Source organism: Tepidibacillus sp. HK-1, assembly GCF_001748485.2.
In the GTDB taxonomy this organism is placed as follows: domain Bacteria; phylum Bacillota; class Bacilli; order Tepidibacillales; family Tepidibacillaceae; genus Tepidibacillus_B; species Tepidibacillus_B infernus.
This window is the reverse complement of sequence record NZ_BDGM02000004.1, coordinates 73,292-93,606: the sequence shown is the minus strand read 5'-3', so window position 1 is coordinate 93,606 and position 20,315 is coordinate 73,292. Positions and strand designations below refer to the sequence as shown.

14 protein-coding genes are annotated in these 20,315 nt (G+C 37.9%); all 14 read right to left on the bottom strand.

Translation table 11 applies throughout. The features are described from left to right. Nucleotides 1-34: 34 nt before the first annotated feature. Nucleotides 35-223, bottom strand: a complete 189-nt coding sequence (locus BEN26_RS03065) for a PspC domain-containing protein (RefSeq protein WP_068726142.1) — start codon at nt 221-223, stop codon at nt 35-37. 140 nt (nt 224-363) lie between these two features. Then, on the bottom strand, nt 364-3,237 hold the full coding sequence (gene uvrA / locus BEN26_RS03060; protein ID WP_069800992.1) for an excinuclease ABC subunit UvrA: 2,874 nt from the start codon (nt 3,235-3,237) through the stop codon (nt 364-366). Further along, nucleotides 3,237-5,219: an excinuclease ABC subunit UvrB gene (gene uvrB / locus BEN26_RS03055; RefSeq protein WP_069800994.1), complete on the bottom strand. Its 1,983-nt coding sequence runs from the start codon at nt 5,217-5,219 to the stop codon at nt 3,237-3,239. The genes uvrA and uvrB overlap by 1 nt, the downstream gene beginning before the upstream one ends. Nucleotides 5,220-5,382: 163 nt before the next feature. Continuing rightward, nucleotides 5,383-6,639 carry a PDZ domain-containing protein gene (locus tag BEN26_RS03050; protein ID WP_069800996.1) on the bottom strand — a complete coding sequence of 419 codons (1,257 nt, stop codon included), beginning with the start codon at nt 6,637-6,639 and terminating at the stop codon, nt 5,383-5,385. 108 nt (nt 6,640-6,747) lie between these two features. After that, nucleotides 6,748-8,175 (bottom strand): S41 family peptidase, encoded by a 1,428-nt coding sequence (locus BEN26_RS03045; RefSeq protein ID WP_069801077.1) that lies wholly within the window; start codon nt 8,173-8,175, stop codon nt 6,748-6,750. Between the two features lie 65 nt (nt 8,176-8,240). Then, nucleotides 8,241-9,425 (bottom strand): murein hydrolase activator EnvC family protein, encoded by a 1,185-nt coding sequence (locus tag BEN26_RS03040; RefSeq protein ID WP_069800997.1) that lies wholly within the window; start codon nt 9,423-9,425, stop codon nt 8,241-8,243. A 71-nt stretch (nt 9,426-9,496) separates the two neighbouring features. Then, complete coding sequence (gene ftsX, locus BEN26_RS03035; protein ID WP_068726154.1) at nt 9,497-10,384, bottom strand: permease-like cell division protein FtsX; 888 nt, start codon at nt 10,382-10,384, stop codon at nt 9,497-9,499. Then, on the bottom strand, nt 10,374-11,060 hold the full coding sequence (gene ftsE / locus BEN26_RS03030; RefSeq protein WP_069800999.1) for a cell division ATP-binding protein FtsE: 687 nt from the start codon (nt 11,058-11,060) through the stop codon (nt 10,374-10,376). The genes ftsX and ftsE overlap by 11 nt, the downstream gene beginning before the upstream one ends. Nucleotides 11,061-11,423: 363 nt before the next feature. After that, nucleotides 11,424-11,984, bottom strand: a complete 561-nt coding sequence (locus BEN26_RS03025; protein WP_069801001.1) for a biotin transporter BioY — start codon at nt 11,982-11,984, stop codon at nt 11,424-11,426. A 461-nt stretch (nt 11,985-12,445) separates the two neighbouring features. Further along, complete coding sequence (gene argH, locus BEN26_RS03020) at nt 12,446-13,843, bottom strand: argininosuccinate lyase (RefSeq protein ID WP_069801003.1); 1,398 nt, start codon at nt 13,841-13,843, stop codon at nt 12,446-12,448. Continuing rightward, nucleotides 13,836-15,044, bottom strand: a complete 1,209-nt coding sequence (locus tag BEN26_RS03015; protein ID WP_069801004.1) for an argininosuccinate synthase — start codon at nt 15,042-15,044, stop codon at nt 13,836-13,838. Before BEN26_RS03015 ends, argH begins: the two co-directional genes overlap by 8 nt. Nucleotides 15,045-15,345: 301 nt before the next feature. Further along, on the bottom strand, nt 15,346-16,308 hold the full coding sequence (gene argF, locus BEN26_RS03010; RefSeq protein WP_069801005.1) for an ornithine carbamoyltransferase: 963 nt from the start codon (nt 16,306-16,308) through the stop codon (nt 15,346-15,348). Next, on the bottom strand, nt 16,271-19,189 hold the full coding sequence (gene carB, locus BEN26_RS03005) for a carbamoyl-phosphate synthase (glutamine-hydrolyzing) large subunit (protein WP_069801006.1): 2,919 nt from the start codon (nt 19,187-19,189) through the stop codon (nt 16,271-16,273). The genes argF and carB overlap by 38 nt, the downstream gene beginning before the upstream one ends. Then, nucleotides 19,173-20,303 (bottom strand): carbamoyl phosphate synthase small subunit, encoded by a 1,131-nt coding sequence (locus tag BEN26_RS03000; RefSeq protein WP_069801007.1) that lies wholly within the window; start codon nt 20,301-20,303, stop codon nt 19,173-19,175. The genes carB and BEN26_RS03000 overlap by 17 nt, the downstream gene beginning before the upstream one ends. Between the last annotated feature and the right edge of the window lie 12 nt (nt 20,304-20,315).

The window sequence follows — 20,315 nt, the reverse complement described above, 5'->3', positions numbered from 1 at the left end:
TCACCTTAATAATCCAACTCACAGCAATCCCTCACTAATCTTCTTGAGGCATAATGAACATCGCTATGATATAAACGATAATCCCTGGGAAGGCTGCAGAGAGTACAGATATCAACACATATAATAATCGAACAACCGTCACATCCACATCAAAATAATCTGCAAGTCCTCCTAGTACCCCAGCAATCATCTTATTATTTCTTGATCTTCTTAATTTTTTCATATTACAATCACCCTTTCCCACCTTTATCTATTCATACGTTTCTACTCGAAAATAATTTCAACCTTTTCATGTTTTTCTTCATCTCTGACATCGACAATCGAGCCAAATTGATCTGTTTCAATCACAGTGATCACTCGTTTTTAGGAAGTAGCTTGTGCGTACTCCCGAATTCTTTCTTCTGCCCGTCTTCTATCTCTTTCTAGGATTGGTTTTAAATATTTTCCTGTATAAGATTCTTCTACCTCTATGATTTGTTCAGGGGTACCTTGAGCAATGATGATCCCTCCCCCATCACCACCTTCAGGTCCTAAATCGATGATGTAATCAGAGGTCTTGATGACATCTAGATTATGTTCAATCACAAGTACAGAATCACCATTATCTACAAGTCTTTGCAACACCTGTAATAGTCTAGCAATATCATCTACATGAAGTCCAGTCGTTGGTTCATCAAGAATATATAAGGTACGACCATTACTACGACGATAAAGTTCAGAAGCTAGTTTCACCCGCTGGGCTTCTCCTCCAGATAAAGTAGTGGCAGGTTGTCCTAATTTAATATATCCCAAGCCAACATCAAACAAAGTTTGTAACTTTCGCTGGATACGTGGAATGTTTTTAAAAAACTCTAGCGCATCTTCCACCGTCATATCGAGTACATCGGAAATCGTTTTTCCCTTATATTTCACTTCTAACGTCTCCCGATTGTAGCGTTTACCCTTACATACCTCACAAGGAACATAGACATCAGGGAGAAAATGCATTTCAATCTTAATGATTCCATCCCCACGGCAAGCCTCGCAACGGCCACCTTTAACATTAAAACTGAAGCGGCCTTTTTTATACCCGCGCACCTTTGCTTCTTGGGTATTTGCAAAAACATCACGAATATCATCAAACACACCTGTGTACGTAGCAGAGTTTGACCTGGGAGTACGCCCAATTGGTGATTGGTCAATATCGATTACCTTATCTAAATACTCGATTCCCCGTAATTCTTTATATTGTCCTGGCTTTTGTTTTGCACCATTTAATTCTTTGGCTAATGTTTTATATAGAATTTCATTAACCATCGTACTTTTACCAGATCCAGATACACCAGTTACACTTGTAAAGACCCCCAGTGGAATTTTTACATTGATATTCTTTAAATTATTTTCCTTTGCTCCCTTTATTTCTAACCATTTTCCATTTGGTTTACGACGTTCAACTGGGACAGAAATAAATTTCCTTCCACTTAAATATTGACCAGTTAGAGAATTCTTATCTGCCATGATCTCTTTTGGCGTTCCCTTCGCGATGACTTGTCCTCCGTGAATTCCTGCCCCTGGCCCAATATCAATAATGTAATCAGCAGCTAACATGGTATCTTCATCATGTTCTACTACGATAAGCGTATTCCCTAAGTCCCGCATATGTTCTAAAGTTCTAATCAGTCGATCATTATCCCTTTGATGTAAACCAATACTTGGTTCATCTAAGATATAGAGCACTCCCATTAAACTAGAACCGATTTGGGTTGCAAGACGAATCCGCTGAGCTTCACCTCCAGAAAGCGTTCCAGCAGCACGGCTTAAAGTTAAATAGTCTAAGCCTACATTCGCTAAAAATCCAAGCCGTGATTTAATTTCTTTCAAAATAAGATGAGCAATCGTTTGTTCTTTTTCTGTTAAAGTTAAATTCTCAAAAAAGATTAATGCATTCTTGATCGAAAGATCTGTAACATAGGCTATATTTTGACCGCCAACTTGTACTGATAAAATTTCTTTCTTTAATCGAGCCCCTTTACAGGTTGGACAAGGATTATGACTCATAAACTGTTCGATATGGTCTCTTGTATAGTCAGAAACCGTCTCTTTATACCTTCGTTCCAAATTAGGAATAACCCCTTCAAATGGAACATCTGCTTCTCTCACTTGACCAAATTCATTTTCATAACGGAAATGGATTTTTTCTCCTTTACTTCCATGTAAAATTAAATGTAATTGTTCTGCACTTAATTGATCTACAGGAGTGTTCATATCAATACCTAAGTGGTTACAAATCGATTCTAGCAACTGTGGATAATAGGTAGAGCTAATTCCTGCCCATGGTTCAATCGCCCCTTCGGCTAAAGTCTTTTTGGGATCAGGAATCACTAAATCCGGGTCTACTTCCATTTTGCTTCCTAACCCGTCACATGTAGGACAGGCACCATACGGACTATTAAAAGAAAACATCCTTGGTGATAACTCATCCATACTAAATCCACAGATTGGACAAGCCAATTTTTGACTAAATAAAAGCTCTTCCTCGCCAATGATTTCCACAATCACTTTGCCATCAGCCATCTGCAATGCTGTTTCTAATGAATCGGCTAACCTTGTTTGAATATCAGGCTTTAAGATAATGCGGTCAACAACCACTTCAATTGTATGTTTCTTATTCTTCTCAAGCTTGATTTCTTCACTGACATCTAAAACTTCTCCATCGACACGGACACGAACAAATCCCTGCTTTTTGATATCTTCTAAAACCTTACTATGCTCCCCTTTTCTCCCCTCTATGACTGGAGCAAGAATCTGCATTTTCGTCCGCTCTGGATAACTCAATAACCGGTCTACCATTTGTTCAATGGTCTGTGCACTGATTTCTGTTCCATGAACAGGACAATGTGGTTTTCCGATTCGTGCAAATAATAGACGTAAATAATCGTAAATTTCCGTAACCGTTCCAACAGTAGAACGAGGATTTTTGCTAGTGGTTTTTTGATCAATGGAAATAGCGGGGGACAATCCATCTATAGAATCCACATCCGGTTTATCCATTTGACCTAAAAACTGTCTAGCATAAGCTGATAAAGATTCCACATAACGGCGTTGCCCTTCAGCATAAATCGTATCAAAGGCTAAAGAGGATTTCCCTGAACCACTTAACCCAGTCAATACGACAAATTTGTCACGGGGAATCGATACATCAATATTTTTTAGGTTGTGAACCCTTGCTCCTTTTATTTCAATCTTTTCTTGTGGCATTATAGTTCCCCTTCCACTTTCAATTCCATGATGAGATCACGTAATTCTGCTGCTTTTTCAAAATGGAGTTCTTTAGCAGCAGCTTTCATTTCTTGTTCTAAACGCTCAATCATTTGAACTCTTTCCTTCTTACTCATTTTTCTCTGTTTTCCTTGACCATAATCAGCCTTTTGCTCAGCAACCTTCACTGCTTCGATCACATCGCTCACTTTCTTACGAATGGTCATAGGAACAATGTGATGTTCTTTATTATAAGCGATCTGAATGTTACGACGTCGTTCCGTTTCTTCTATCGCTCTTCTCATTGAATCGGTGATTTTATCCGCATACATAATCACCATGCCATTAGCGTTTCTCGCTGCCCGGCCAATCGTCTGAATTAAAGAGGTTTCAGAACGTAAAAACCCTTCTTTATCTGCATCAAGAATTGCAACCAATGAAACTTCTGGTATATCTAAACCTTCTCTTAAAAGGTTGATTCCCACAAGAACATCAAACTCTCCTAGTCGCAATCCACGTATAATTTGCATTCGTTCCAAGGTTTTAATATCTGAATGAAGGTATTTCACCTTGATACCAATTTCCTTTAGATAGTCTGTTAAATCCTCTGCCATCTTTTTCGTTAAGGTAGTCACCATGACTCGTTCTTCTTTTTCGATTCGTAAATTGATTTCACCAATTAAATCATCAATTTGTCCTTTAATTGGGCGAACATCAATGACAGGGTCTAGTAACCCAGTTGGACGAATAATTTGTTCGATTACTTCTGGGGCATGTTCCAATTCATAGGGTCCAGGTGTAGCCGAAACATAAACGATTTGGTGAATGTGCTTTTCAAATTCATCAAACCGTAGAGGCCTGTTATCCAAAGCGGAAGGCAAACGAAAACCATGATCGACAAGTACCTGTTTACGTGCCCTATCTCCATTGTACATTCCCCGAATTTGGGGAATCGTTACATGGGATTCATCGATCATCATTAAAAAATCATCAGGAAAATAATCTAACAAGGTGTTAGGAGTAGAACCAGCAGGCCTTCCTTCTAAATGCCTAGAATAGTTCTCAATTCCTGAACAAAATCCAACCTCTGCCATCATTTCCAGATCATATCTTGTTCTTTGTTCTAAACGCTGGGCTTCCAATAATTTTCCTTGATCTCTTAATTCTTTTAATCTAGCGTCTAATTCCTCTTCGATATTTTTAAGTGCTAATTTCATTTTTTCTTCTCTTGTTACGAAGTGAGAAGCAGGAAAAATCGCAATGTGATCCCGGTCACCAATAATTTCACCTGTAAGCACATCGATTTCCCGAATTCGTTCGATCTCATCGCCAAAAAACTCGACACGTACCGCTTGTTCACTACGAGAAGCCGGAAAGATTTCAATCACATCGCCACGAACTCGGAAGGTCCCACGAGTGAAATTAATATCATTTCGCTGATATTGAATATCCACCAATTTTCTTAAGACTTCATTTCGCTCTCGTTCCATTCCTACTCTTAATGAAAGAACAAGCTCTCGATACTCTTCTGGAGATCCTAATCCATAAATACTTGACACACTAGCGACAATAATAACGTCCTTTCGTTCAAATAAAGCACTTGTTGCAGAGTGGCGTAATTTATCGATTTCATCATTGATGCTTGCATCTTTTTCAATATACGTATCCGTCTGTGGAACATAGGCTTCTGGTTGGTAATAATCGTAGTAACTTACAAAATATTCAACAGCGTTATTAGGGAAAAACTCCTTAAATTCACTAGCCAATTGAGCAGCAAGCGTTTTATTATGAGCAATCACTAAAGTTGGTTTATTCACTTGAGCAATCACATTGGCCATCGTAAATGTTTTTCCTGTCCCTGTTGCCCCTAATAGTACTTGGTGTTGTTTATTTTCTTTTATTCCCTGAACTAAAGCTTCAATTGCTTTAGGTTGATCCCCTTGTGGTTTATACTCTGATTGTAGTTGGAAAACTTGGTCCATCCTCAATATCTCCTTGTCAATCACACATATAAATAAATTATATCATATCTATAGTGAAAACGAAAAGAACAAATGTTCCTTGAATGGTCAAAAAAAAACGAGCTACTTGTTTTTAAGCAGCCTTTGTCTACTTCTGATTCTATTCTTGGAAAAAATCTACTTTTTAAGCCCCACGGAAGATTTTTTCCACTTTCTGTCTAAATAATTTCAACAAATTATGATCTTCCATTTCGATATAATAGGGTGCTTCGTCATCGGGAGCTAAGATGATTCCTAATTGATGATGATCGCCCTCATAAAGGGAATGTTGAACCAATTTGATATGTCCTGAAAGATTAATGATTTCTAGCTTTGCAAAGGCTGATTGACTTTGAAGAGCCTCATAAAGCCCTCGTTTATCAGTAACTGGAATGCCATTCACTTTTTTTATCGTTTCACCCGATTTGATCCCCATTCTTGCCGCTGGACTTCCCGGGATCACTTCTAGAACTCTTAGACCATCATTAGGATGAACAAAAAGCACACTTCTTTTTGCTTCTGCCCTCTTCCCAATAAGTCTTAATCCTTCATGAGCTAGTGCTGCAAAAAGAGCAGCAATGATTTGAAGGGGTAGCCAATATTCTGCAGCAAAAGCTAGTCCAAATAAAAATACGCTATAAATTATTAAGTGTTTTGAAGCCACTTTGCTTTTTTCAACAGATGTATAAACAGTAGTAACATCTGAATAACCAATGATAGCTGGAACTGGTAAAATCGTTAGACTTGATGCCCCACCAATCAAAGGCCACCAAGTAGAGGATAGCTCGATTCCTTGACTTGAATCACCAGTAGAAACAACTAAAAATAAGGGTAGTAGCCAAAAAGCTTGAATATGTTGCCCCCCTATCAATTTTCCTCTTTTGGTTTCAATGAATAAGGGTGTCGATGTTTTTTCAGCTTGCAAGCGAATGAGAAATGCCTCGATCAAATGTAAAATGGCAACGATGGCGATAAGAGAGGGAATATGTAATTGAGTCACCATCTCCCAAAATGGTTTTAACCAAACTATTTCTGGTGTTGGAAAAAGTCGCATGATACCTGCTAATAGTCCTAATATCCCTGCCGCATAGGAAAGACAAAGAAAGCGAATATGAAAAAAGATTAAAATCGCAGTAATTAACCAAACGATTCCCATCTCATATGGGTGAAATACTACGCCTAATGACATCATCAAACCTGATCCAACTACACCACCAATCAATCCATATCCGAGAGAACCTAGCACTTCTAAGGAAACTGAATGAATCCGAGAACTAAATAAGGCTCTTTCCAATATCATTTGTCTTCTATATTGAAGGATGATCAGAATCAAACCAATATACAACATAGGCTGTAAAAAAAGAAAAGGTATTTTCTTGATCAGTTCAATTAGCAGTTCCATTCATATGACTTCCTTCCCTTGATCATTTTGCATAAAATAGCCAATGAAAAATACCACATCATCCTATGTGGTATTTATTCGATACTTGGATTTCGATTTCCTGCTTTTCTATTTTATTGCTTTTAATAATGTTTCAATGGCTACTTGAAGCTGCAAATCATTTTTTGGATCTCTAATTCGTTCAATGATTTTATCTTGAAGCTTGTTAGCAGTGACTTGATCCACTACACCACTTGCGTTTAATCCATTTGCTTTTTGGAAGGCTTGAACAGCTAAGACTGTCTCTTGATCAAAGTACCCATCAGTTCTTCCTGTTTTATAGCCTAACCCATTCAATATAATCTGTAGATTTTTCACATCATTACTATTTGTATCTCGTTTTAATTGAATATCTTCTGGAAATGGTGCTGCATGGAAATATTCAGGCTGTTCCATCTTCACATCAGGTTGAATTCCCTTTTGATGAATCCAATTTCCATTTGGTGTTAACCATTTTGCAACTGTCAATTTAACATTACTGCCATCCGAAAGTTCAAAAGGATTCTGTACCGTACCTTTACCAAAGGAAGGCTCTCCAACGACTGGGTAATGTCCAGCCTCTTGTAATGCAGCTACTAATATTTCAGCAGCACTGGCACTTCCACCGTTAATTAGAGAAACAATCGGGTAGCTTGGTTGTTCCATTTCAGAATGATATTGTTCTCTTTTTTTGTTACGGTCCTCTACTTGAACAATAATCCCTTTATTTGGGACAACTAAATTCCCAATCTCTAATACACTCTGTAGGTATCCACCGGGATTCCCGCGAACATCAATAATTAAACCTTTAATACCCTTGCTTTCTAAGTCTTTTAAAGCCTTTTTAAATTCCGCTGCTGTATTCTCACCAAAATTCGTAATTTCAATTTTACCCAATGTTCCTTTTTTGGAAGAAATCGTGCTTGAATAAACGGTTTCAATTGGAATTTCATCACGTATTACAGTTATCTCAATTGGTGCCTCTATACCTGGGCGAACAATTTCTAACACTGCTTTTGTCCCTTTTGGTCCTCTAATTTTGCTAACCGCTTCGATTAAATTAAGCCCTTCTAAAGACTCGCCATTCACTTTAATGATTTGGTCTCTAGGTCGAATTCCTGCTTTTTCAGAAGGACTCCCTTTTATTGGCGCGATCACAGTGATTTTACCATTTTCAATCGTTACCTCTGTCCCAATCCCTTCAAAAGAATCATTTAAACTTCCGAAAAAATCCTTAGATTCTTTCGCATCCATATATGTGGAATGTGGATCATTTAAGGACTGAACCATACCTCTAATTGCCCCATCGATTAGTTCGTTTCCATTTTTCTTTTCAACATATGATTGTAATATGGTCTGATAAACATCAACTAGTTTATTCATCTCTTTCGGAACGGATTCAGTTCCAGATGGTTGGTTTATCACGATTCCATTCCCATCAACAACCATTGCAGTGACCAAACTACTTAGTACAATTGATAGTACAAGTAGGATTAATAATGTACGACCCTTAACCATCAATTCCACGCACCACCTTCGTTAGACTATTTACATTATATGATGGGCATGTACAAAATATGAAGTTATTTTTTTAAATAATTCCATGGATTGACAGCCTGTTTATTTTTCTGAACCTCAAAATGTAAATGTGGACCAGTAGAACGTCCAGTAGAACCAACTTCAGCAATTTTTTCTCCTTTTTTCACTTCTTGACCTACTTTTACTTTAATTCCACCATTTCGTATGTGTCCATACAACGTCCAAATACCACTCCCATGATCAATCATCACTGTATTCCCGTAACCACTCACATAAGTAGCAAGGATAACAACCCCATCATCTGCTGCAACAATATCTTTTCCTTGTGGGGCACCGATATCAATTCCGTCGTGACCAGTCTTTTTACCAGTTATAGGATGGATTCTCAAACCAAAATCTGAAGTAATTCTAGTACTAGCAGGTAATGGCCAAGCAAACTTCCCGCCACTATATTTAATATTTAATTTATTTTTTTCCCTTAATAAAGCAGCTTCTTTTTCAGCTAATTCTTTTACTAGATTTTGTTCTTCTTCTTTAAATTCAGCTAATTCTTGTGCCTGTTGGTTGAGTGAGGCAATTTTCACCTTTCTTTCTTCTTTCTTAGCAACTAATGTTTTTCTTAAATTCTCGGTTTCTCCAAATAACTGTTCCAATCTAGCTAATGAACGTTCAATCTCTTTTTTCTTCTCCACGATTGTGTTACGGTCTTTAATATTTTCTTCTAGTATTTTTTTATCTGAATCTACTATTTTTTGTAGGATATTAAATCTTTGTAAGAAATCTGAAAAACTTGTAGCCCCTAAAAGAACATCAAGGTAATCAACATCTCTATTACGTGCCATCAATCGCACCCTTGTTCTTAATAGATCGTCCCGTTCTTCTACTCTTTTTTCTGCTAACTCTAATTGATTAGCAGCTTCCTTTGCTTGAGTGGTCACTTTTTCAATTTGACCTTCTAATGTAAAAATTTTATTTTCTGTTTCGTTAATTTGTGTCTCTAAGGAAACAAGCTCTTTTTGAATGCTTTCTTTTGTTGAATTAATTTGCTTTATTTGCTTGTCAATGTTTCTTGCTTTATTTGCAGCCTCTTTCTTTTTTTGCTGAATTTGTTGGATCTGCTTGTCCAATTGCTGCGATTTGCTCACGGCTTTAGTTTCAATCATCGGGAAACTGATAGAAAAAAATAAACTTAGTGTTAGAACCAATGACAGCCATCGTCTTTTATCCATCTATTTTTTCTCCTTCCTCTCCCATTTTTCATTCTTCGTTTTCAATTCTCAATTCTCAATTCTAAAAATCCTTAAATTTTTAGGAATCGCCGCACTGACATCATACTTCCCCAAATTCCAATAAATGCCCCGATTACAACTAAGATTAGTGAAATTTGATAAGTTAATGGATATACTGGTAAAAACTTAAAGAATAAAAATGATAGATTCACTTTGTCCAATAGAGTGCGGTAACCTATGTATAAAAGAATGATTGGGCCAATCGAACCTAAAACCCCTAGTAAAAATCCTTCAACAAAAAATGGCCAGCGTATAAACCAATTTGTTGCTCCTACCAGCTTCATAATCTGAATTTCTCTTCTTCTGGCGTAAATCGTAATTTTGATCGTATTCGAAATTAAGAACATTGCTGTAAAGGCTAAACCAAGCGTAAAGGCCAAGCCAATGTTTCTCACCCATTTTGTGACAGCAAATAGTTTCTCAACAGTAGCTTTTCCATAATCTACATTAGAAACCATTTGGATTTTTGCAATTTTTTCTGCAACCTGTCCAGTGGTCTCGGGATTAAATGCACGAACTTGAAAACTATCGTATAGCGAATTTTCTTCATCAAAGCCTTCTAACAGATAGGCATCTTTTCCTAAACGTTCTTTTAGTTGTTTTAAAAGTTCTTCTTTGGAAATGAAAGTAACGGATTTAACCCCATCCATATTACGTATCTCGTTTTCAATTGCCTTAATTTGTGCATCTTTTGCATTTAGGTCTAATTCGACAGTAATTTCAACCTGGTCTTCAATAATCTTTGTCATATAATTCACATTCATAGCAAGTAAAAGAAAGACACCTAATATGAGAAGGGTAATCGCTACCGCACTTACTGATGCAAAGGTCATCCAACCATTTCTGCCAATATTTCGAAAGCCTTCTTTTATATGTCGTCCTACTGTATTAAGATTCATAGCCGTATTCACCTCGCTGCTGATCCCTTACAACACTTCCATTCTCGATCGCAATAACCCGTTTTCTCAACTTATTCACGATCACTTTGTTATGCGTTGCCATCACAATCGTTGTTCCTCGGAAATTGATTTTTTCAAATAGGTCCATAATTTCCCATGAAGTATCAGGGTCAAGATTACCTGTTGGTTCATCAGCAATAATCACGGAAGGGCTATTTACCAATGCTCTTGCCAATGCAACTCGTTGTTGTTCCCCACCTGATAATTGATTTGGCATAGCATTCATTTTTTCTTTTAAACCAACTAATTCAAGAACTTCAGGCACGCGTTTACGAATCAGTTTTTTTGGCGCCTCAATAACTTCCATTGCAAAAGATACATTTTCATATGCCGTTAAATTGGGTAACAAGCGATAATCTTGAAATACAACACCAATATTACGACGAATTTGCGGAATTTGTCGTTCTTTTAATTTTTCAACATTAAATCCATTTAAAAAAATTTGACCTTTCGTTGGGCGTTCTTCTCGATACATCAATTTAATAAATGTCGATTTACCGGCACCACTAGGGCCAACAACATATACAAATTCACCTTTGTTAATCTTAATATTTATGGCTTGTAAGGCATTAACACCATTCGGATATGTTTTCCAAACATCAAACATTTCTATCATAGTTTCACTTCTTTTCCTTATAATCTTAGATGGTGAAATTCATAAGTGGATTTTTATTCTTTTCGACATATCTCCAAAAAATCCTTTAAAAATTTTCAAGAAATATATGCTTTCCCACCCTCATTTTTCCATTAGCGACACTTTTCTAGTATTTATCTCATTATTTTTGTGAGAAAAAATATTTCCCGGGAAAAAAATGACGAAAAAAGTAAATATGTACAATAACCCAACACTCACAAATAACGCTACTGGATTCGTCAAAGTTTCTGGCAACTTTAGACAAAAAAAGACCTCTACATTTTTTACATAGTAGAGATCCTTTTACTACATTAATTATTTAATAGATTTTCTTTATGCTATTTTTTAAACTTCCACCTGTTGACTTGGTTGAATGATAGGATAGGATTTTTTCATTTGCATGGCTACAACTGCTGCAACAATCGCTTTAATTAGATCTCCTGGAATAAAAGCAAGGTTAGAAATAAGCGCTTCGTATATATTCAACTTGGCCACGACAGCTAAATAAGGAATCCCAATCGCATAAACGATGAGAATACCACCAATGACATGAAAAAGAGTCAACTTCCAAACCTTAAGATTTTGCCATGAACGCTCTACTAATAAACCTATGACAAACGCTGCAATTGGCCAACTTAAAACATATCCACCTGTTGGGCCAAGCAAAACAGATATACCTCCACTTCCACCAGACAAGACTGGTGCTCCTACCGCTGCTAAAAGAACAAGAACGAGCATACTTAAACCACCTCGTTTAGCTCCTAATACTGATCCTGCCAACATCACGCCTAAGGTTTGCGCAGTAATCGGTACAGGTATAAATGCAAGTGGTATCGCTGGTAAATAACCAAGTACGGCAACGACCGCAGTAAATAATGCTACATACATCATCTCTTTTAATTTCATCTTTCGTCCCTACCTTCACATCTAATTATCATTGATTGTTTCTAAAAATTTGGAAATCTTTAACTCTAGCATAAAGGTAGGTTCATTATTTGTCAACTTAATTTTTGTCAATAGTTAACATTTTAATTTTTTAAAGAACAACTTGGCTTATGCCAAGCGTTGCACTTGTACTTTCCTAAAGTGAAAAAAGGTTTGTATATTCCATTGCGCTCCGTCATCCGTGCCCTTCTATAAATAAAGATTAAGGAGAGAAGGGCACTTCTGAAGGCACACAAAGTGTACAAGTCGTGCTACACAGCTAAAGCTGCTAGTCACGCTATGTCGCAGCTTATGGAATATACAGACCCCTAAATGACAAATGGAAGAAAGTTATACTTTCTTAATCTTTGAAAAAAGACTGTTCCTCCACAGGAATAACAGTCCTTTCTATAAAAATAAAAATATAATTGCAATTGTACAATTTAGCTAAAGAATCCTTGTAAATCTTGTAATTTTGTTTTTGCCTCTTCAATTTGAACAAAAACCGATTCCTTTGCTGTGCCACCATATGATGATCTTGCATTCACCACTTGCTCTGGTTGTAATTTTTCGTAAATGTCCTTTTCAACTTGATCTGAGAAAGCATGATACTCTTCTATGGTTAAATCAAGAAGATATTTCTTTTGTTCAATACAATAGAGTACGGTTTTACCCACGATCTCATGTGCTTGACGAAATGGAATTCCCTTTGTTACAAGATAATCAGCATAATCTGTTGCATTAGAAAAGTCCTCTTTCACCGACTTCGCCATTTTTTCCTGATTTACCTTCATCGTTTCAACCATAGGTTTCATTAAAGCAAGTGCCCCATCTAAGGTCTGAACCGTATCAAACATTCCTTCCTTGTCTTCTTGCATATCCTTGTTATAGGTTAAAGGCAGTCCCTTTAATGTGGTTAGCAAAGAAATCAGATGCCCATATACTCTTCCTGTTTTCCCACGTACCAATTCAGCTACATCTGGATTTTTCTTTTGTGGCATAATGCTACTTCCCGTACAGAAGGCATCATCAAGTTCTACAAACTGAAACTCTTGACTAGACCACAAAATCAATTCTTCAGAAAGTCTAGATAGATGCATCATCATTAAGGAAGCATGACTTAAAAATTCAACGATATAATCCCGATCACTTACAGCATCCATACTATTTGCATAAATTCCTTGAAAACCAAGTAGGTCTGCTACTTGCTTTCGATCGATAGGGAAGGTGGTTCCAGCTAACGCTCCTGCTCCTAAAGGCATTAAATCGATTCGCTTCCAACTATCTTGAAGTCGTTCTAAATCCCTCAAAAACATCGAAACATAGGCCATTAAATGATGGGAAAATAGAATCGGTTGAGCCCTTTGCAAATGGGTATAGCCAGGTAAAATAATATCAATATTTTCCTCCGCTTTTTGAATAAATCCTTCAATCAACTCTGCTAGTCTTATACCAAGCTGTTTAACCCATTTCTTTAAGTAAAGATGCATATCTAAAGCAACTTGATCATTGCGACTTCTTGCCGTATGAAGCTTTCCGCCAACAGGCCCAATCTTTTCAATCAACCGTTTTTCGATATTCATATGAATATCTTCAAGGGCAATTGAAAATTCAAATTGCCCTTCTTCAATTTCCTTTTTAATCTCTTTTAAACCACGGATGATAAGATCCATCTCTTCTACTGTAATAATGCCTTGTGTTGCTAGCATGGTGGCATGAGCGATACTTCCTTGAATATCCTCCTCTGCTAACTTATAATCAAAGCCAATCGAAGCTGTATATTCTTCAACTAAATGGTTTGTCGATTTAGTAAAACGTCCACCCCATGCTTTTTTACTCATTCTCTTTCCCCCTGTGAACCTTTGCAAATACTTTTGTTGGTAAACCAAATAAGGTGATAAAACCAACAGCTGCTTCATGGTTGAATTGGTCATCGGCATTATATGTCGCCAATTCATAGGAATATAGAGACTCTTCAGAACTACGACCTACGACGGTTGCGTGGCCTTTAAATAGTTTCACTCTTACTTTACCTGTTACCATCACTTGGGTAGAATCAATGAATACTTTTAAGCTATCCATGAGTGGTGAGAACCATAATCCTTCATAAATCATATCGGCCACTTTTTGCTCAATGATCGGCTTAAAGTGGGCCATTTCCCTTGGATGAACTAAGCTTTCTAATGCCTGATGGGCAGTAATCAAAACGGTTGCCCCTGGCGTTTCATAAATCTCTCTTGATTTAATCCCGACAAGACGATTCTCTACATGGTCAATACGACCCACCCCATGTTTTCCAGCAATTTTATTCAATTGCAAAATAATCTCTTCCATCGGTAGAACTTCTCCATTTAAGGCAACAGGCTTCCCTTTTTCAAACACAATCTCTACTTCTTCAGGTTGATCAGGGGCATCTTGAATCGATGAAGTGAGTGCATAGGCTTCTTCAGGTGGTGCTACCCATGGATCCTCCAAGACACCTGCCTCACAGCTTCTTCCCCACATGTTCATATCAATGCTAAACGGATTTTCTTTTTGAACTGGAATTGGAATCCCATGTTTTGCCGCATATTGAATTTCTTCATCCCTAGACATTGCCCATTCTCTTACAGGAGCAATGATTTTAAGGTCTGGCGCTAATGCAGTTACTGAGACATCAAAACGTACTTGGTCGTTTCCTTTCCCTGTACAACCATGAGCAACAGCAACAGCCCCTTCTTCTCTAGCCACCTTGACTAGCCATTTGGCGATCAATGGACGAGATAAGGCAGAAACCAAAGGATATTTTCCTTCGTACATGGTATTTGCCTTTAATGCTGGCAAAATAAACTCTTCAGCGAATTCCTTCTTCACATCCACTACATAAGATTTAATCGCTCCAACCTTTAAAGCCTTCTCTTGAACAAAATCTAAATCCTTGCCTTCGCCCACATCCATAGCTAAAGCAATAACATCATAATTATATTTTTCCTGTAGCCATTTAATCGCCACAGAAGTATCTAAACCACCAGAATAGGCCAAAACTACTTTGTCTTTTGCCATTAACAAAACTTCCTTTCATCTCACTCTTAAAGAGTGGTATTATTATACTTTTATATTTATTCATATAAAAGTATAATAATACAACATAGACAAAAAATAAAGACCTAAATCATTTTTATTTTAAAGAATTGTGTGTTGCATAAGAGGCGGACAACGGAGCTCGTTGCAATACACGATTCACCTCTTAATAAAGTCACTGTGAATTGTGTGTTGCATAAGAAGCGACCTTTGGAGCCTCTTTATCACCTTTTGTTTTAATCATATAAAGAGGCGGACAACGGAGCTCGTTGCAATACACAATTCACCTAATGAAAGCTGTTAAAATAGCTTTGTGAGCATGTAGTCGATTCTCTGCCTCATCAAAAACAACAGAATTTGAGCCTTCAATGACCTCATCAGTTACTTCTTCTCCCCGATGGGCAGGTAAGCAATGCATGAAAAGATGATCCTTTTCTGCTGCTTTTAATAACTGAGAGTTGACTTGAAAACCTTTAAAGTGTTCTAATCGAAGCCGTGTTTCTTGTTCTTGCCCCATACTGGTCCAAACATCAGTATAGATGATATCAGCCCCGATTACCGCTACTTGAGGGTCATTGATCACCTCTAGTTTTCCCCCATGACGATTGGCTTCTTCCTTTGCCAATTGAATCACTTTGGCATTAGGTTCATACCCTTTTGGACTTGCCACTACCACATCCATTCCCAGTTTAGTCCCAGTAATCATCAAAGAGTGTGCCACATTGTTCCCATCCCCGATATAGACTAACTTTAATCCCTGCCATTTTCCCTTATGTTCATAGATCGTCATAAAATCAGCAATCGCTTGTGTGGGGTGGAAAAGATCAGATAGACCATTAATGATTGGGACTGTAGAATATCTTGCCATCTCAATCAGTTTTTGTTGTGAGTCAGTCCTCATCATGATCCCATCCACATAGCGTGATAAGACTCGGGCTGTATCGGCGATGGTTTCCCCACGGCCAAGCTGAATATCCTGTTTACTTAAGAATAGTGGATAACCACCAAGCTGAACCATTCCTACCTCAAAAGAGACCCTTGTGCGCGTAGAGGATTTTTCAAAGATCATTCCTAATGTTTTTCCAGCAAGAGGTTTAAAAGGAACCCCTTTTTTCAACTTTTCCTTTAAATCGATGCCTAGTAAAATAAAATATTCTATTTCTTCCTTTGAAAAATCGGCTAAGGTTAAAAAGTCCCTCCCATTAAAATCAAAAGGTCGTTGATCTTCTATTTTGGCGATACTCATAAAGTTCCTCTCCTCTCATTGTTCCTTTTGTACGATATTCTGTTAATGTTCTAGGTTGGAGAAAACGAGAGTCAGGATTTGAACTCACCTTTGCTAATGCTTCTTCTAATGTCCAACCTAAGCTTAAAATTTCCCCAGTTGATTTCATTTCAGGCCCAAGTAAATCAGTTAGACCTGGTAATTTACGATTAGAAAAAACAGGGGCTTTCACTGTATAAAAAGGATTTTCCGGAAGTACTCCTAGCGGATAAGGTAATTGCTTTAAACATTTTCCCAATTGGACTTGGGTTGCAATTTGGATCATCGGAATCCCTGTAACTTTGCTGATGACAGGTATGGTTCGCGATGCCCTTGGATTTACCTCCAAAACATAGATATGGTTGCCATCGACAATCATTTGAATGTTGACTAAACCAATGAAATTTCCATGCTTTAATACCTTTTCTGCCGCTTCAATCACTTTCTTTTTTTGAATCGTCGTCAAAGAAAAGGGTGGTAATACAGCCGTACTATCTCCCGAATGAATACCTGCTGGTTCCAGATGTTCCATGATCGCTGGAATGATCCAATCTTCTCCATCTGAAACAGCATCTACCTCTACCTCTTTCCCTGAAATATAGCGATCGATTAGTAAAGGATAGAAAGATTGGTCAGATAAAGAGAAAGTTAATTGATCTAAATAATGTTCCAGTTCCTGTTGATTCTCAATGACTCTCATCCATTGCCCACCGATCACATAGGAAGGACGAATTAAAATAGGATATCCAATTTCGGTCACAGCAGGAAGGAGTTCTTCCATTTTCCAAACGATCTGCCCAGGGATGGGTTCAATCCCTGCATGAAACAAAAATTGATTAAACTGTTCTCGGTCCTCCATTTGATCAATCGTTGCAATTGGAGTTCCTAGTAAGGGAAAATAAGGTTCAAGTTGCTTAGCTAATTTTAGCCCTGTTTGCCCACCAACTTGATAAACAACGCCATCCACCTGTTCTTTTTCCAAAATGGGTAACACATCTTCCAATGTTAAAGGTTCCATATAAAGGCGGCTAGACATATGATAATCGGTGCTTACCGTTTCAGGATTATCGTTAATCATAATAGATTGAATTCCCTCTTGTTCTAATGTCAGAGCCGTATGAACAGCACAATAGTCAAATTCTATTCCTTGGCCAATTCGTATCGGACCTGAACCAATCACCGCCACCTTTTTCCCTTGAAGAGGGGATTCGTCGTCTGTTCCTAACCTACTAGAATAAAAATAGGGGGTTTTTGCTTCAAATTCCCCTGCACAGGTATCGACAGACTTATAGCTTGGTAGAATGTTTTGTTGTTTCCATAGGCTCCATAATTCAGCATCGGAAAGGTTAATCCCTTTAGCCAACAATTGGTCAGAGATTCCTTTTCTTTTCAATGTTTTCAATCGTTCAAGGTTCACTTCAACTTGATTCTTTTTCCAATCGTTTATTTCTAACTCCATCTCCACCATTTTCTTAAACTTATGAAGAAAGAAAGGATGAATATTGGACCAACGATGGATCGTTTGCATACTTATTCCTCGATGAAACGCTTCTGCAATCAGAAAAATTCTCTGATCGTCTGCCTGTGTAATCCCTTTTTCTAATTGTTCGTCAGACCATGTTACATAGGTTTCATCAAGTAAACCAACTTTTCCAATTTCTAAGGCACGAATTGCTTTGTAAAAGGCTCCTTCAAAGGTTCGATCAATCGTCATCACTTCCCCTGTTGCTTTCATTTGTGTTCCCAATTGACGATGAATATAAGGAAACTTATCAAAAGGCCATCTAGGGAATTTAATCACGACATAATCTAATGCCGGTTCAAAGCTAGCATAAGTATGTTGTGTGATCGGATTTTTAATTTCATAAAGAGAATAACCTAAGGCCAATTTGGTGGCAATCCTTGCAATGGGATAACCTGATGCCTTCGATGCCAAAGCACTAGAACGGCTAACACGAGGGTTGACTTCGATGATATAGTATTGTTCTCCATCTGGATGCAATGCAAATTGAATATTACATCCCCCAATGATTTCTAACGTCTCTATCACTTTTAATGAGACTGTCCGAAGCATCTGATATTCCCGATCATTTAAAGTTTGCGATGGGGCGATCACAATGCTATCCCCTGTATGAATTCCCATTGGGTCAATATTTTCCATATTGCAAACAATAATGCTATTCCCTTCTTGGTCTCGCATCACTTCATATTCAATTTCTTTCCAACCTAGTAAACTCTTATCTACCTGAATTTGATGAATAGGACTTTCTTCGATTCCACTTGTGGCCACCTTGCGCAATTCTTCCTCTGTCTCTGCTTTCCCTCCACCTGTTCCTCCTAATGTATAAGCGGGGCGAACAATCACAGGAAAACCAATTTCTTTGGCAAAATTCACTGCCTCTTCTACATCACCCGTAATGATGCTCTCTGGGATCGGTTCACCGATTTTCTCCATCGTCTGTTTAAAAAGCTCTCGATCCTCCCCTTTTTGAATCGAGGTAATTGTGGTTCCAAGCAAAGGGACTTGATACTTCGTTAAGACTCCTGCTTTTTCAAGCTCTATGGCAAGATTAAGGCCTGTTTGCCCACCTAAAGTAGCTAACAAGCCATCTGGTCTTTCGCGTTCTATAATTTTTGTTACCGACTCTACACTAAGTGGTTCAAAATAAACATAATCTGCAATTTCCTGATCGGTCATGATCGTTGCTGGGTTATTATTTACCAGTACAATTTCAATTCCTTCTTCTTTTAAAGCCATACAGGCTTGTGTACCTGCATAATCAAATTCAGCTGCTTGCCCAATCACAATAGGGCCAGAACCAATAACTAATATTTTGCGATAGTTTTTACGAGATTTGGGCATATTGTTTAACTCCTTTTTCTACGCTACATAGCTGAACAAATGTCTTAAAGATCTCGAAAGCCTCAATCGGCCCTGGATGTGCTTCTGGATGGAATTGCACGGATTGAATCGGGAGAAAACGATGCTTCATCCCTTCTACAGATTGGTCATTCACATTTTGATGGGTCACAATAAAATCTGTCTTCTTTAGTGATTCATCATTTACTACATAACCATGATTCTGTGAAGTCATCCATACTTGATTCGTTTCAAGGTTAATCACTGGGTGATTTACACCACGATGGCCAAATGGTAATTTTTCTGTATCTGCCCCAAAAGAAAGTGCTAGTAACTGATGGCCTAAACAGATGCCAAGGGTTGGAAAAGAAGTGACCAATTTTTTAATCTCAGGTAATAATGGAGTAAGCTCTTTTGGATCCCCTGGGCCATTAGATAAAAGAATTCCATCTGGATTTAATTTCAAGATTTCCTTTACTGGATAGTTGTAGGGAACCACTGTCACGCTGCATCCTAAACTTTTCAACGAATCAATAATCGAAAATTTTGCCCCATAATCGATTACCACCACATGTGGCCCTTGGTTCGGGTAAAAAAGGGGAATTCTCGTACTCACCTGATCTACTAAAGGAAGTAGATTAATTCTTGAAAATTTCTGATCGTCTTGTTCTTGTAGCTCCAGTTTTCTTTTCCAATCAGCCAATAAAGAGGAATCCAAGGTCTTGCTGATCATCCCCCTTAAAGAGCCATGTTTGCGGATCAGCTTTGTTAATTCTCTAGTATCAATCCCTGATAAACCAGGAATCTGATATTTCGCTAAAACCTGTTCAAAGGTTTGGTTATATTGAGGGTGGCTAGGTTCTTTACATAACTCAGCAACGATCACTCCAGCAACCTGAGGACGGATGCTTTGGTCATCGATGGTATTGATTCCATAATTACCGATTAAGGGATAGGTAAAATTGACAATTTGCCCTGCATAGGAAGGGTCAGTAATCACTTCTTGGTACCCTGTCATTCCGGTTTGGAACACCACTTCGCCACTTTGCTCTACCTCTGCTCCAAACCATTCCCCTTCAAACCAATCTCCTGTCTCTAAGAAAAGATAACCCTTCATTCATTTCACCTC